The organism is Methylobacterium sp. PvP105, from assembly GCF_017876975.1.
GTDB lineage: Bacteria > Pseudomonadota > Alphaproteobacteria > Rhizobiales > Beijerinckiaceae > Methylobacterium > Methylobacterium radiotolerans.
This window is the reverse complement of the sequence record NZ_JAGIPA010000001.1, coordinates 383,974-398,789: the sequence shown is the minus strand read 5'-3', so window position 1 is coordinate 398,789 and position 14,816 is coordinate 383,974. Positions and strand designations below refer to the sequence as shown.

The 14,816-nt window shown below is 70.4% G+C and carries 14 protein-coding genes; 8 read left to right on the top strand and 6 right to left on the bottom strand.

Annotated elements, in window-relative coordinates; genetic code table 11:
- Positions 1–18: 18 nt before the first annotated feature.
- Positions 19–1,044, top strand: coding sequence for a FecCD family ABC transporter permease (locus tag J3A75_RS01970; protein ID WP_012322409.1), 1,026 nt, complete (start codon positions 19–21; stop codon positions 1,042–1,044).
- Entirely contained in the window at positions 1,044–1,829 is a 786-nt protein-coding gene (locus J3A75_RS01965) for an ABC transporter ATP-binding protein (RefSeq protein WP_024828044.1), read from the top strand. The genes J3A75_RS01970 and J3A75_RS01965 overlap by 1 nt, the downstream gene beginning before the upstream one ends.
- A gap of 15 nt (positions 1,830–1,844) precedes the next feature.
- Here the strand turns inward: J3A75_RS01965 and J3A75_RS01960 are convergent, their stop codons facing one another.
- Together J3A75_RS01960 and J3A75_RS01955 are read right to left on the bottom strand one after the other, a co-directional pair.
- On the bottom strand, positions 1,845–2,618 hold the full coding sequence (locus J3A75_RS01960; RefSeq protein ID WP_053621308.1) for a Crp/Fnr family transcriptional regulator: 774 nt from the start codon (positions 2,616–2,618) through the stop codon (positions 1,845–1,847).
- Between the two features lie 135 nt (positions 2,619–2,753).
- The gene (locus J3A75_RS01955; RefSeq protein ID WP_012322406.1) at positions 2,754–3,638 is read right to left on the bottom strand and encodes a GH25 family lysozyme; all 885 of its coding nucleotides are present in this window, start codon (positions 3,636–3,638) and stop codon (positions 2,754–2,756) included.
- Positions 3,639–3,840: 202 nt separating this feature from the next.
- On the opposite strand from J3A75_RS01955, the gene J3A75_RS01950 reads away from it, so the two are divergent.
- Complete coding sequence (locus tag J3A75_RS01950; RefSeq protein ID WP_029361377.1) at positions 3,841–4,284, top strand: DUF488 family protein; 444 nt, start codon at positions 3,841–3,843, stop codon at positions 4,282–4,284.
- Positions 4,285–4,291: 7 nt separating this feature from the next.
- Here the strand turns inward: J3A75_RS01950 and J3A75_RS01945 are convergent, their stop codons facing one another.
- The 4 genes from J3A75_RS01945 to J3A75_RS01930 all read right to left on the bottom strand — a co-directional run bounded on the left by J3A75_RS01945 (position 4,292) and on the right by J3A75_RS01930 (position 9,380).
- On the bottom strand, positions 4,292–4,669 hold the full coding sequence (locus J3A75_RS01945; protein WP_012322404.1) for a DUF6894 family protein: 378 nt from the start codon (positions 4,667–4,669) through the stop codon (positions 4,292–4,294).
- 46 nt (positions 4,670–4,715) lie between these two features.
- Entirely contained in the window at positions 4,716–4,952 is a 237-nt protein-coding gene (locus J3A75_RS01940) for a hypothetical protein (protein WP_012322403.1), read from the bottom strand.
- A 143-nt stretch (positions 4,953–5,095) separates the two neighbouring features.
- Positions 5,096–6,013, bottom strand: coding sequence for a DNA-binding response regulator (locus J3A75_RS01935; protein WP_029361375.1), 918 nt, complete (start codon positions 6,011–6,013; stop codon positions 5,096–5,098).
- Positions 6,006–9,380, bottom strand: coding sequence for an ATP-binding protein (locus J3A75_RS01930; protein ID WP_012322401.1), 3,375 nt, complete (start codon positions 9,378–9,380; stop codon positions 6,006–6,008). The genes J3A75_RS01935 and J3A75_RS01930 overlap by 8 nt, the downstream gene beginning before the upstream one ends.
- Before the next feature lie 274 nt (positions 9,381–9,654).
- Between J3A75_RS01930 and urtA the strand changes: the two genes are divergently transcribed.
- From urtA to urtE, 5 genes are all read left to right on the top strand, one after another.
- Entirely contained in the window at positions 9,655–10,923 is a 1,269-nt protein-coding gene (gene urtA / locus J3A75_RS01925; RefSeq protein WP_012322400.1) for an urea ABC transporter substrate-binding protein, read from the top strand.
- A gap of 219 nt (positions 10,924–11,142) precedes the next feature.
- Positions 11,143–12,069 (top strand): urea ABC transporter permease subunit UrtB, encoded by a 927-nt coding sequence (gene urtB, locus J3A75_RS01920; protein WP_012322399.1) that lies wholly within the window; start codon positions 11,143–11,145, stop codon positions 12,067–12,069.
- 13 nt (positions 12,070–12,082) lie between these two features.
- Positions 12,083–13,255 carry an urea ABC transporter permease subunit UrtC gene (gene urtC, locus J3A75_RS01915; RefSeq protein ID WP_012322398.1) on the top strand — a complete coding sequence of 391 codons (1,173 nt, stop codon included), beginning with the start codon at positions 12,083–12,085 and terminating at the stop codon, positions 13,253–13,255.
- A gap of 7 nt (positions 13,256–13,262) precedes the next feature.
- Entirely contained in the window at positions 13,263–14,048 is a 786-nt protein-coding gene (gene urtD / locus J3A75_RS01910) for an urea ABC transporter ATP-binding protein UrtD (protein ID WP_012322397.1), read from the top strand.
- A gap of 56 nt (positions 14,049–14,104) precedes the next feature.
- Positions 14,105–14,815 carry an urea ABC transporter ATP-binding subunit UrtE gene (gene urtE / locus J3A75_RS01905; RefSeq protein ID WP_041372884.1) on the top strand — a complete coding sequence of 237 codons (711 nt, stop codon included), beginning with the start codon at positions 14,105–14,107 and terminating at the stop codon, positions 14,813–14,815.
- Position 14,816 lies beyond the last annotated feature (1 nt).

Sequence of the window (14,816 nt, the reverse complement as noted above, 5' to 3'; positions counted from 1 at the left end):
GTCCCGGCCGCCGCCGTGATGATCCGGGCGCGCGCCCGACGCCGCCTGCCCGCTGCGCTGTTGTCCGGGCTCGCCCTGCTGGCGCTGACCGCCCTCGCGCTGGCTGTCGGCAAGTACCCGGTCGCGCCCGCGGACCTCGCCGCCATCCTCGGGAACCGGCTGCTCGGGCTGCCGGCCCGGGCCCCGGCGACGGCGGAGACGGTCGTGATGCAGGTGCGCCTGCCGCGGGTGATCGCCGCGCTGGTCGTGGGCGCGGCCCTCTCGGCGGCGGGGGCGACCTACCAGGGCCTGTTCCGCAACCCGCTGGTCTCGCCCGACATCCTCGGCGTCTCGGCCGGCGCCGGGCTCGGGGCCGTGCTCGGGATCTATCTCGGCCTGCCGGTGGCCCCGATCCAGGCCCTGGCCTTCCTGGGCGGGCTCGGCGCCGTCGCGGCGGTCTACGGCGTCGGCCTCGCCGTGCGGCGGCACGATCCGGTCCTGACCCTGGTCCTGGCCGGGGTCGCGGTGGGGGCGGTGCTCGGAGCTGGCATCTCGCTCCTCAAGGTCCTGGCCGATCCCTACAACCAGCTGCCGGCGATCACGTTCTGGCTCCTCGGCAGCCTATCCTCGGTCACCCTCGGCGACGTCGCCGCCACCCTGCCGATGATGCTGCTCGGCCTCGTGCCCCTGGTGCTCCTGCGCTGGCGCATGAACCTGATGAGTCTCGGCGACGCGGAGGCGCGGGCCCTCGGTGTGGAAACTCGGTTGCTCCGTCCCGTCCTGATCGCCGGCGCGACCCTGATCACGGCGGCGGCCGTGGCGATGACCGGGGTCATCGGCTGGATCGGGCTGATCGTGCCGCACGTCGCTCGGCTCCTGGTCGGGCCGGATTACCGCCGCCTGCTGCCGGCCTCGCTGGTGCTCGGCGCGGGCTACCTGGTGCTGGTCGACCTGATCGCGCGGAATCTGGGCACCGTCGAGGTGCCCCTCGGCATCCTGACGGCGCTCGTGGGGGCGCCGTTCTTCCTCTGGCTGCTGGCGTCCGGGCGCCGGGGCTTCAGCTGATGCTGCTCCAGGTCCGGGACCTCGCCGTCGGGTACGGCGGCCGCACGGCCGGCCGCACCGTCGCCCAGGGCGTGTCTTTCGACCTCACCGCGGGCGAGGTGATGTGCCTCGTCGGGCCGAACGGCGGCGGCAAGACCACGCTGTTCCAGACGCTGCTCGGCCTGCTGCCGGCCCGCGCCGGGCGGGTGATCCTCGACGGCGCCGATCTGTCGCGGCTGTCGCGGGTCGCCGTGGCCCGCGCGATCGCCGCCGTGCCCCAGGCGCACGCGGCGTTCTTCCCGTTCACGGTGCGCGAGGTCGTCGTGATGGGCCGGGCGAGCCGGCTCGGCCCGTTCGCCGCCCCCGGTCGCGCCGACGTCGCGGCCGCCGAGCGGGCTCTGGCCGCCCTGGGAATCGGGCACCTCGCCGATCAGGTCTACACCGAGATCAGCGGTGGCGAGCGGCAGCTCGCGCTGATCGCGCGGGCTCTCAGCGGCGAGCCGCGGCTCCTCGTCATGGACGAGCCGACCGCCAGCCTCGATTTCGGCAATCAGGCCCGCGTCCTCGGGCAGATCCGCCGCCTCGCCGAGGCCGGCATCGCCGTGCTGTTCTCGACGCACGATCCCGGCCACGCCCTGCTCTGCGCCGATCGACTCATCGCCCTGCACGCGGGCCGCCTCGTCGCCGACGGGCCCGCCGCCGCGACGGTCACGCCGGACCTGCTGCGCCTGATCTACGGGATCGACGTGGTGGTGGCGCCGGTGCCGGGTCTCGCGGCGCCGGTCTGCGTGCCGGTCGTCGACTGACCGCGCGCCGGTCCCTCACCGGAGTCGCGAGAGCGTCTCGGCCGGCTCGGTCCGGCGGTTCGTGTCGGCCCCGTAGGCCGCGCCGAGCACCGCCTCGCACTGGATCCGCACGCGGGCGTGGCACTCGCAGGCGGCGTTGGAGACCGCCCGGCGGTCGAGGATCGTGATGCGCCCGCGGCCGACCCGGACGAGGCCCTGCTCCTGCAGCACCCGCAGGATCCGGGTGAGGTAGGTGCGCTGGACCCCGAGCATGGAGGCCAGCAACTCGTGGGTGATCGGGAGGGTGTCGCCGCCGGTCCGGTCCTGCAGCGACAGCAGCCAGCGGAGGCAGCGCTGCTCGATCGGGTGCAGGGCGTTGCAGGCCGCGATCTGGAACAGCTGGGCCAGGAAGCAGTCGGCGTAGCGCGCGAACAGGTCGCGGAGCGTCTCGGATCCGAGCGCAGCCTGCCGGAGACGCTCCGCGTCGAGGCGCAGCGCAGCCCCGCCGACCTGCACCAACCCGCTGACCGCGGCCGGCAGCCGGCCCTCTCCGATGATCCCGCCGATCGCACCCTCGTGCCCGACGCTCGCGATCTCGGCCGTCCTGCCGTCCCGCGTGGCGACGATCAGCGCCACGACAGTCTGGACGTGGGGGAAGATCACGTGGCTCGCCGCGACGGCCGCCGAGAGCGCCGTGTCGCCCTTGGCGAAGGTCACCGGCTCCAGATGGGGCGCGATCAGGGCCCGGTCCGAACCAGACAGCGCGTCGAGGAGCAGGTTGCCGGTGGAGGCGGCAGAGTCGATCGGCATGGGGGACGGAGAGGTGCGGGAGGAGAGTTTCCCGTCAGGATCCTCTCGAGGCTCGCCCGCCGGTGCGCGGGCCCGTCAGCCATACCCCGCGCTCTGCGCCCCTGAACTAACCTAGGTTTTGCCGAAGGCTTTCATCTACTTATCCGTGCAGAGACCCTGCTCCGAGAGCCGCTTGTGCTCGCGCGGGTCGCAGTCGGTGGCCAGGAACGAGGCCCACTCGGACGGCGTGCCGTAGAAGGCGTTGCGGTCGACGTCGCCGCGCACGCCCGGGACCCGGCCCGTGGAGGTGAACTGCCACAGCATCCACTTGCGGTTGACGAAGCGCTGCTCGGGCTCGGCCGCGGTGGAGCGCAGCCAGTGCGGGTAGTCGGGGAGCTCGCCCTCCAGGACGTCCTTGTGGAAGGTGATGTCGGTGTAGATGATCGGGCGCTTGCCGGTGTAGCGCTCCATCTCCTCGAGCATCTCGGTGACCATCGCCAGGGCCTGGGCCTTGGGCAGCTTCTTCGGGCAGGTCTGCGAGTGGCCGTTCCACTCGACGTCGAGGACCGGCGGGAGCGCGGTGGGGTCGTTCGGGACGTTCTTCTTGAACCAGTCCATCTGCTCCCTGGCGGAGCGGCACCAGAACACGAAGTGGTAGGCCCCGCGCGGCACGCCGGCCCGGGCGGCGGCGTCCCAGTTGGTCCGGAAGCGCTCGTCGACGTGGTCGCCGCCCTCGGTGGCCTTGATGAAGGCGAACTGGGTGCCGGCGGCCCGGACCGAGGCCCAGTCGACGTTGCCCTGCCACTTCGAGATGTCGATGCCCTGGATCGGGTGAAGCTTGGCCTTGGCCACGCCCGGATGGGGCTTCACGTCGCCCTTGGTCGGATAGAAGTCGTTGTTCGACGCGCAGGCCGCGAGCCCGGCCAGGATGGCGGCGGCGGCGAACCGGCCGGCGAGGCGACGGGCCGGCCTCAGGCGTTCGCTCAAGTTCCGAGCGACTTCCCCGAACGGCGACCGCGAAAGCTCTAAAATCCGCGACATCAGTGTTTAGCCCGCCACCGAAGAAGCGCCACAGACAGGCGTATTCGATGGCCCCGGCGCGGTTAACGGAGCTTTGCGATCATTGCGGCGGAATTCCGGGACGCGTTGCATCCCCGCGACATACGGCGCCGATCCCCGGCTGGTTCACAGGCCCGCATCCGGCTAAGTCGCGGTTCCGCAACGCGAGTCCGGACGGGACACCGTGAGTAAGCAACTCTTTACCATAGGCTACGAAGGCCTCGACCCGGAGCGCCTCGTCGGCGTCCTGCGCTCGGCCGGCGTCGCGGTGCTGGCGGATGTCCGGGCAGTGGCGAATTCGCGCAAGCGCGGCTTCTCGAAGGGCGCGCTCGGCACGTCCCTGCACGAGGCCGGGCTCGGCTACGCGCATCTGCGCAGCCTCGGCACCCCGAAATCCGGCCGGCAGGCGGCGCGGGCCGGGGACGCGGGGCTGATGCGCCGGATCTACTGCGAGGAGGTGCTGGATACCGCCGCCGGGATCGCGGCGCTGGACGAGCTCGCCGCGCTCGCCGAGGCGTCGCCGATCTGCCTGCTCTGCTTCGAGCGCGATCCGGCCGGCTGCCACCGGCGCGTGCTGGCCGAGCGCCTCGCGCCGCGCGGCTTCGTGGTCGGCGATCTCTACGGCTGAGCGGGCCTCACCGCCCGGACAGGGGCTGCTGCGCGCGCATGCCGAGCGCGCCGGCGAGGCGCCGGACGGGCCCGAGGGCGGCGGTCAGTCCCCGCGGCGCGGCCCTGCGCGGCGCGCGCGGCCGGCGCCGGTCGGCGTCCGGGACCGGCTCGACCGGCAGGTAGAGCGTGTCGAAGAAGGACATCTCCAGGAGAACGGCGCCGTCGTCGTCGGTGATCACCATCGCGGCCTCCATGAGGCGCGGGTCACCGCCGTGCTGACGCATCAGCCCCTGCACGATCGTGCGCGCGGTCGACCGGGCGGCCTCGGCATCCTCGACCCACTGGGCCGCCGAGGCCGGGAGCGAGGCGTTGCCGAGGCGGATGGTGAAATGGGCGCGGACCATGGAGCGCTCCTCGGAGGGGCCGGCGGGACACCGCCGGCAACGGGTGTCAGGCGGCCTGAGCGTCGTCCAGCGGATCGCCGGCGGTATCGGCGGCGGGCTCGGACCTGTCGGCCGCGGATTTCGGATCGAAGGCGTCCGCGAGCAGGCCGAGGCGCCGCGCCATGTCCCGCACCTCGTTGAGGGCGATCGACTTCTGGCCTTCCTTCACCGCCCGCGTGATGTCGCTGACCTGTGTGGTGGCGATCCGCTTCAGTTCGTCGGCGAGCTGCTGGCTGGTCATCATCGCATCCGGACTCGGCTTGTCGGGCTGAGCTGGGACCGTGAGGCGGCGGGGCTTACCAAGGCGTTTCCCCGAGCACCCGGGCCTGTGGACAAGCTTGGGGATCCGCGGCCACCGCAACCCTGCCGACCGGTTCGCGAGCGGGCTCAATCCTGCAGGTGCCGCGCCGCGATGATCGAGGCGGCCGTGCGGTTCTCCACACCGAGCTTCGCGTAGATGCCCTCGAGGTGCTTCGTCACGGTCCGGTGGCTGAGCCCGAGGATCTCGCCGATGTCGCGGCTCGACTTGCCCCGGGACAGCCAGAGGAGAACCTCCGCCTCGCGCCCGGTGACCGGCAGGCGCGCCCGCAGCCGCTCGACCCCCGCCGACAGCGCGTCGCGTGACAGGCGGAGCAGGATCTCGTCCGGGGTGCGGCCGATGAAGCTCAGGGCGTAGGCGACGCCGTCGCGATCGGTCAGCGCGAGCGGCTGGGCGGCGCCGGCGAGGCAGCCACGCAGCCAGTCGCGGGCGCCGGCGGGCAGCGCGCGGGCGCCGGACGGATCCGCGCCGAGTCCGGCGAGCAGACGCCCGGCCTGCGGCGTCGACCACAGGACCGTGCCGTCCTCGGCGACCGCGAACAGCGTCCTCCCGGCGGTGTCGAGGGCGGCCCGGGCGCTCTGCGCGGCGCGGGCGCTCGCCAGATGCACGCGGATCCGGGCCAGGATCTCGTCCGGGGCGATGGGCTTCGTGACGTAGTCGACCCCGCCGGCAGAGAGCCCCTTCACGATGTGCTCGGTCTCGCTCAGCCCGGTCATGAAGATCACCGGCACGCCGGCGAGCTGCGGCTTGGCCTTGAGCCGCCGGCAGGTCTCGAACCCGTCGAGGCCCGGCATCACCGCGTCGAGCAGGATCACGTCCGGCGTGATCTCGTCCACCAGGGTCAGGGCGAGATCGCCGCCGACCGCGACCAGCACGGTGGCGCCGGACCGCTCGATCGCCTCGGTGAGGAAGCTCAGCGTATCGGGTGAATCGTCGATCACAAGGACGATGTCCCGGTGCGGCTGAACCGTCGGCGCCTCAGCCATGGCGGGCGAGCTCCTGCAGGACCGAGAGGTAGCGGCGCAGGTCGTACCCCTCGACCAGTCCGCGCATGCGGGCGACGAAGGCGGGCGGCACGGTCGCATCCGCCTCCATCTGAGTCAGCTTGGCCTCGATGGCGCGGATGTGCCCGATCCGGCCGAGGCGCAGGAGTTCGCCGACATGTTCGGGCCCCGGTCCCGGGAGGTCCGCGGCGGCCGGGACGGGCTCGGGCCGCGCCGGCGCGGCGCCCTCGGTCCACTCGAGGTGCAGGAGCTTGCCGATCCGCTCCATCACGTCGCGCAGGTCGAAGGGCTTCGCGAAGATCGCGTCGTGGGGGGCGTCGTCGCCGCGGGTCGGGCTGATCTCGTGGACGTTGGCGGACATCATGGCGATCGGGCCGGTATGACCGGCCTGCCGCAACGCCGCCGCCGCCGCCCAGCCGCTCATCCCGGGCATCGCGATATCGAGGAGGACGAGGTCGACGCCACCCTGCGCGACCATCGCGAGGCACTCGGCTCCCGACCCGGCCTCCCGCACGGCGATGCCCTGCGGCTCGAGAATCGCGCGCATCAGCGCGCGGTGGGCGCTGTCGTCGTCGGCGACCAGGACGGTCCGGCGCGCCCCCGCGTAGGCCCGCTCCGGGGACGCCGTCGGCGCGGGCGGGGCGATCGGCGCGGGCTGGGCCACGGAGGCCAGCATCAGGCGCAGCCGCGCCTGCGTGCCGCCGCCCGGGGCGGCCGTCACGGTGATCTCGCCGCCCAGCAGCTGCGCCAGCAGGTTGGCGATGGTCAGCCCGAGCCCGGTCCCCGGCGTGCTCCGGGCGGCCGGGGTCGAGCCGCGCTCGAAGGGCTCGAAGATCCGCGCGAGATCGGCCTCCGGGATGCCCGGGCCGGTGTCGCGGATCGTGAAGACGGCGATCTGGCTCCGGTAGCTCAGGTCCAGCGAGACGGTGCCGGCTTCGGTGAACTTGATGGCGTTCGACAGGAGGTTGAGCAGCACCTGCCGCAGGCGCTTCTCGTCGGTGGCGACCACCGCCGGCAGGATCTCGGGCCTCGAGAACCGGAACTCCAGTCCGGCCTCCCGCGCCTGGAGACGGACCATGTCGACGAGCTGGTCGAGGAAGTCGGTCAGCCGGACCTCGTCCCGGTGGATCTGGAGGCGTCCCGCCTCCATGCGCGAGATGTCGAGGAGGCCGTCGATCAGGCCGGAGAGGTGCTGGGCGCTGCGCCGGATCACCCGCAGGCCGTTGACGCGGTGCGCCGGGATCGCCGGGTCGGACTCGAGCAGCTGGGCGTAGCCGAGGACGGTGGAGAGCGGCGTGCGCAGCTCGTGGCTGATCCCGACCACGTAGCGGCTCTTGGCCTGGTTGGCGGCCTCGGCCCGCTCCTTGGCCTCCTGCAGCTTGGCGTCGGTGACCTTGTGGGCAGCGATCTCGGCTTGGTAGAGCGCGGTCTGGCGCATCGTCTCGGCCTGGGCGACGCGCCGGCTCTCCTGGGCGAGCACGAACAGCCACGCCACGACGCCGAGGATCACCACCAGCGTGAAGAACACGCTGGTCAGCGCCGTGCGCAGGAACTCGCGATTCTCCGGGTGGGCGATCGTCGCGCCCGCGTGCACGATCCCGAGGATCAGCCCGATCACCGCGCAGAGCGTCAGCATCACCGCGAGGTAGCGGCCGAGCGGCGCGCCGATCCAGGCGGCGGTTCGGCCCGGCAGGATCCGGGCGACGGCGGCCTGCGCCTGCGCTTCCAGGCGTCCATGGGGCTTGCACAGGTCGCCGCAGCGGGCGTCGAGCGAGCAGCAGAGGGAGCAGATCGGCGCGTCGTAGGCCGGGCAATGGGCCATGTCCTCGCCCTCGAAGGGCAGCTCGCAGACCCGGCAGACCACCTCGGCCGCGCCCCAATCCTGCTTCGGCGTCCGGGCGAGATACCAGCGCCCGGCCGTGGCCCAGGCGATCGCCGGGGCCGCACAGAATGCGATGGCGAGAGTCAGCAGCGGCGCGAAGGGCTGCAGGGTCGCGCCGAGCCAGCCGACATAGGCCGCGCCCCCGGCCGCGAGGGCCAGCGCCATGGCCCCGGTGCCGACCGGGTTCACGGCGTAGAGATGGGCGCGCTTGAACTCGATGCCCGGCGGCGAGAGGCCGAGCGGCTTGTTGACCGCGAGGTCGGCGGCGAGGGCCCCGACCCAGGCCGAGACCACGGAGGCGTAGAGCGGCAGCGTGCTCTCGATGGTCTTGTCGATGCCGAGCTCCATCAGGAGCACCGCGATGGCGACGTTGAACACGAGCCAGACCACTCGCCCGGGATGGCTGTGGGTCAGGCGCGAGAAGAAGTTCGACCACGCGATCGAGCCGGCATAGGCGTTGGTCAGGTTGATCTTGAGCTGCGACACGAGGACGAACAGCCCGGTGAGGAGCAGAGCCGCCCGGCTCCCCTCGCCCGTCAGGTAGCCGAAGGCCACCGCGTACATGCGGGTCGGCTCGGCAGCGTGCTCGGCCGGGACGCCGTGGCCCAGCGCCAGGACCGCCAGCGCGGCGCCGAGCAGGATCTTCAGCATCCCGGGCAGGATCCAGCCCGCGCCCCCCGACAGGACGGCCAGCCACCAGCGGCGGTCGCGCGGGCCCTGTGGCTCCGGCACGAAGCGCAAGAAGTCGACCTGCTCGCCGACCTGGGCGAGCAGCGCCAGCAGGACGCCGGTGGCGAGCCCGAACCGGGCGAGATCGAAGTTGGCCCCGCCGCCGTCGAGGCCCGGGAAGCCGGCGAGCGCCCGCAGCGGCCCCGCGCCCTGCGCCGCCACGAAGATCAGCGGCAGCAGGCTCAGGCCGAGCCAGATCGGCTGGCTCCAGATCTGGAACCGGCTGATCAGCCGGATCCCGTAGACGACGAGGGGAATCACCGCCCCCGCGCAGAGCAGGTAGCCGATGCCGAGCGGCAGCCCGAAGCAGAGCTGCAGCGCCAGCGCCATGATCGCCGCCTCGATGGCGAAGAACAGGAAGGTGAAGCTCGCGTAGATCAGCGACGTGACGGTCGAGCCGAGATAGCCGAACCCCGCGCCCCGGGTGAGCAGGTCCATGTCGACGCCGTGCCGGGCGGCGTAGACCGTGATCGGCGCCGCGGTGGCGAAGATGATCAGGCCGACGACCAGCACGGCCGCGACCGTGTTGGGGAAGCCAGCCGTCAGCGCCAGCGTCCCGCCGATCGCCTCCAGCGCCAGGAACGAGATCGAGCCGAGGGCGGTCTGCGCGACCTCGAGGCTCGACCAGCGCCGCGCCTTCTTGGCGGTGAAGCGGAGGGCGTAATCCTCCAGCGTCTCGTCGGCGACGAAGCGGTTGTAGTCCCGGCGGATGGGGATGATGCGCTGCGGACCGCTCATGGGGTCCCGGCCGGGCCGATCCGACCGCCGGTCCCGGGCGGCAGGGCGCGTGGGCGGTCACGCGCGCGCGAAACATCGCGCACCGGCGCAATGCCCACACTATTCGCGCTCTCAGCCACCCCGACCTCAAAGTATTCCGCCGCGATGGTGCGACGCATGCAAGAGCACGGCCATACGCAAAATCGCGTATAGGCCGCACCGCAACCCAGGACCTAGCCTGCGCTCGTCGATCCGGACCGACTCTCAAGGCCCGGACGCGAACAGGGGCAGGCACATGGCAGACGACACCGAGACCGGCGCCGATCACGGCTTGCGCTCCCCGCTGCGGCGCAAACTGCTCATGGGGCTGGCCGGCGCCCCGGCACTGGCGCTGATGCCGCGGTCGGCCTGGGCGGCCCCGCCGACCTCGGCGGTCAACACCACGGGCCTCGCGGTGACCGACAGCGAGGTGACCGTCGGCATCCTGCACTCGATCACCGGCACCATGGCGATCTCCGAGACGGGCGCGCAGGAAGCCGAGAAGCTGGCGATCCAGCAGATCAACGACGCTGGCGGCGTGCTCGGCCGCAAGATCAAGATCATCCAAGAGGACGGCGCCTCCGACTGGCCGACCTTCGCCGAGAAGGCCAAGAAGCTCCTCGTCAACGACCACTGCGCCGCCGTGATGGGCTGCTGGACCTCGGCGTCGCGCAAGGCGGTGCTGCCCGTCTTCGAGCAGTACAACGGCCTCCTCTACTACCCGACCTTCTACGAGGGCCTGGAGCAGTCGAAGAACGTCTTCTACACGGGCCAGGAGGCCACCCAGCAGATCCTCGCCGGGCTCGACTGGGTCCACAAGGAGAAGGGCGGCGACAGCTTCTACTTCATCGGTTCCGACTACATCTGGCCGCGCACCTCCAACAAGATCGCCCGCAAGCACGTCGAGAACGTGCTCAAGGGCAAGGTCGTCGGCGAGGAGTACTTCCCCCTCGGCCACACGCAGTTCAACTCGGTCATCAACAAGATCAAGCTGACCAAGCCGAAGGTGATCTTCGCCGACGTGGTCGGCGGCTCGAACGTGGCGTTCTACAAGCAGCTCAAGGCGGCCGGCATCGACCTGTCGAAGCAGGTGCTGATGACGATCTCGGTCACCGAGGACGAGATCGACGGCATCGGCGGCGAGAACATCGCCGGGGCCTACGCCTGCATGAAGTACTTCGAGTCGATCCAGAACGAGAACAACAAGGCGTTCGTCGCCGCCTTCAAGAAGATGTGGGGCGAGAAGACGGTCATCGGCGACGTGACGCAGGCGGCCTATCTCGGCCCGTTCCTGTGGAAGATGGCCTGCGAGAAGGCCGGCTCGTTCGACGTCGACAAGGTGGTGGCGGCCTCGCCCGGGATCGAGTTCAAGGGCGCGCCCGAAGGCTACGTGAAGATCGACGAGAACCATCACCTCTGGTCGAAGACCCGGGTCGGCCGCGCCAAGCCCGACGGCCAGTTCGAGATCGTCTACACCAGCCCAGACCTGATCAAGCCGGACCCTTTCCCGAAGGGGTACCAGTAGTCGCGCGGTATGCGCGCCTCCAACACGCGACCTCATCCTGAGGTGCAGGGCGATCATCGATCGCCCTGCCTCGAAGGAGCTCTCCAGGACCCGCGCGCGTTCTGGAGCCCTCCTCCGAGGCCTCCGCTGCGCTCCGGCACCTCAGGATGAGGTGATCTGAGCGGGATCACGGGCCTCCGCCGCGGGCGGAGCGCATCTCGGATCGGAGATAACGGGACCATGCTCGGCGACTACTCCCTCGGCGACCTCGGCGCGATCTTCGCCATGCAGGGCTTCGCAGGCCTGATCCTGTTCTCCGTCTACCTGCTGATGGCGCTCGGCCTCGCGATCATCTTCGGCCAGATGGGCGTGATCAACATGGCCCACGGGGAGTTCATGATCCTCGGCGCCTACGTCACCTATCTCTGCTCGACCTTCTTCCAGACCTACCTGCCGGCGCTCTTCCCGATCTACTTCTTCATCGCGATGGGCCTGGCGTTCCTCGCCTCCGGGGCGCTCGGAATGCTGGTGGAATGGGGCCTGATCCGGTTCCTCTACAAGCGCCCGCTCGACACGCTGCTGGCCACCTGGGGCCTGTCGCTGATCCTCCAGCAGGCCTACCGGTCGATCTTCGGTGCCCGCGAGGTCGGCGTCGAGCTGCCGTCCTGGCTGATCGGCTCGGTGCAGGTCACCGACACGATCGAGATCCCGATCAACGGCCTGTTCGTCATGGCCGTCACGATCCTGATCACCGTCAGCGTCGCGCTGCTGATCTTCCGCTCGCGCTTCGGCCAGCAGGTCCGCGCGGTCATGTCGAACCGCGCCATGGCGGGGGCCGTCGGCATCGATACCGAGAAGGTCGACCGCTACACCTTCGGCCTCGGCTGCGGCATCGCGGGGATCGCGGGCTCCGCGTTCACGATGATCGGGTCGACCGGGCCGACCTCCGGCCAGCTCTACATCGTCGACACCTTCCTGATCGTCGTGTTCGGCGGCGCCGCGAGCCTCCTCGGCACCATCGCGTCGGCCTTCTCGATCTCCCAGACGCAGTCGACCCTGGAGTTCTTCCTCTCCGGCTCGATGGCCAAGGTGATCACCCTGCTCGCGGTGGTCGGCATCCTGATGCTGAGGCCCCAGGGCCTCTTCACCCTCAAGGTCCGGCGCTGAGGATTTTTCGACCATGACGAATCCGGTCCAGACCCTCACCAAATCCGTCACCGTCAACGACAACCCGTTCATGAAGCCGGTGGAGTGGCTGAGCCTGCTCCTGCTCGCCGGGGTGATCCTGGTCGTCCTGCCGCTGGTGCTCGACGGCTTCCGCCTCAACCTCGTCGGCAAGTACCTGACCTACGCGTTCGTCGCCCTCGGGCTGGTGATCTGCTGGGGCTACGCGGGGATCCTGTCGCTCGGTCAGGGCGTGTTCTTCGGCCTCGGCGGCTACTGCATGGCGATGTACTTGAAGCTCGAAGCGTCGAGCATCGAGAACACGAAGATCCAGTCCACGCCCGGCATCCCGGACTTCATGGACTGGAACCAGATCACGGCCCTCCCCTGGTTCTGGCAGCCGTTCAAGAGCCTGCCGCTGACGCTGATCCTGGCGGTCGCCGTCCCGGTCCTGTTCGCGATGCTGATCTCCTTCGCGATGTTCAAGCGCCGGGTCGGCGGCACCTACTTCGCGATCATCACCCAGGCGATCGCCGCGATCCTGACCATCCTGATCGTCGGCCAGCAGGGCTATACCGGCGGCATCAACGGCATCACCGACCTGCGCACCCTCCACGGCTGGGACATCCGCACCGACCACGCGAAGGTCATCCTGTACTTCGTCAATGGCGGCCTGCTGATCGCCTGCATCCTGGCGGCGCAGTACGTGAAGAAGTCGAAGCTCGGCCGCATCCTCGTCGCCATGCGCGACAAGGAGGACCGGGTCCGCTTCTCGGGTTACTCGGTCGCCGGATTCAAGGTCTTCGCCTTCTGCTTCGCCGCCGGACTGGCGGCCATCGGCGGCGCGATGTTCACCCTCCAGGTCGGGTTCATGTCGCCCTCCTTCGTGGGCATCGTCCCCTCGATCGAGATGGTGATCTACGCCGCGGTCGGCGGGCGCCTGTCCCTGTTCGGCGCGGTCTGGGGCACGCTGCTCGTCAATTGGGCCAAGACCAGCTTCTCCGAGAGTTTTCCGGATCTCTGGCTGTTCGGCCTCGGCGCCCTGTTCATCGCGGTGGTGCTGGCCTTCCCGAACGGCCTCGCCGGGATCTGGCGCGAGCATATCGAGCCGCGCCTCACCCGCCGGGTGAAGGGCCTGCGCGCCCCGCCGCCCGCCATCGTCCCGCCCCACGGCGCCCCGGCCGAGTGAGTCTCCGATGAACGCCGCGATCCTCTCCTCCCCCGTGGTCGGCGCCGAGGCGGCCCCGCCCGACTACCTCCTCGCCGTCGAGGCGCTCACGGTCTCGTTCGACGGGTTCAAGGCGGTGAACGACGTGTCGTTCTACGTCGATCCGGACGAGATCCGGGTGATCATCGGGCCGAACGGCGCCGGCAAAACCACGGTCCTCGACCTGATCTGCGGGCGCACCCGGGCCAGCGCCGGCTCGATCAAGTACAAGGGCCAGGAGCTGACCAAGCTCTCCGAGAGCGCCATCGTGCAGGCCGGCGTCGGCCGCAAGTTCCAGACGCCGTCGATCTACGACGACCTGACGGTGTTCGAGAACCTGGAGATCTCGTTCCCCCGCGGCCGCTCGGTCTTCGGCGCCCTCACGTTCAAGCGGGACGCGGAGGTCCGCGACCGCATCCACGCCATCGCCGAGACGATCTTCCTGAAGGACCAGCTCCGGGAGCGGGCCGAGTTCCTGAGCCACGGCCAGAAACAGTGGCTGGAGATCGGCATGCTGCTGATCCAGGACCCGGAACTGCTGATGCTCGACGAGCCGGTGGCTGGCATGAGCGTCGGCGAGCGGATCAAGACCGCCGAGCTGCTCAACCAGATCATCAAGGGCCGCTCGGTGCTGGTGATCGAGCACGACATGAAGTTCGTCGAGGACATCGCCCACCGGGTGACCGTCCTGCACCAGGGCAAGGTGCTGTCTGAGGGTTCGATGGAGCGGGTCAAGAACGACCCGAAGGTCATCGAAGTTTATTTGGGACATTGACGATGGCGTCTCTTCAGACCGCGCATCCGCCCCTGGTCCAGGCGCCCCCGCTCGCCATGATCCCATCCGCTACGCCGGCGCTCGCCGTCGAGGACCTGCACGCCGCCTACGGCCAGAGCGAGGTCCTGCACGGGCTGACCTTCTCGGTGGCCCCCGGCGAGATCGTCGCCGTGATGGGCCGCAACGGCATGGGCAAGACCACGCTGATGAAGACCCTGATGGGCCTCGTGCCGGTCAAGGCCGGGTCGATCCAGGTCGAGGGCGCGGACGTGGCCGGGCTCAAGAGCCACGCCCGGGTCGCCAAGGGCCTCGCCTACGTGCCGCAGGGCCGCATGATCTTCTCGACCATGACGGTCCAGGAGAACATCGAGACCGGCCTGACGGTCACCGGCACCCGCAAGGTCCCGCAGGACCTGTACGACATGTTCCCGGTCCTGCTGGAGATGAAGGGACGGCGCGGCGGCAACCTCTCGGGCGGCCAGCAGCAGCAGCTCGCCATCGCCCGGGCGCTGGCGAGCCGGCCGAAGGTCCTGCTCCTCGACGAGCCCACCGAGGGCATCCAGCCCTCGATCATCCGGGAGATGGGCCGGACGCTTAAGAAGATCCGCGACGCGCGCGGCCTCTCCATCGTGGTGTCGGAGCAGGTCCTCAGCTTCGCCCTCGACGTCGCCGACCGGGTGATCGTGCTGGAGAACGGGTCCATCGTCCACGAAGCCCCGCGCGACGGGATCGACGAGGCAGCCGTCGCCCGGTTCCTGTCGGTCTAGG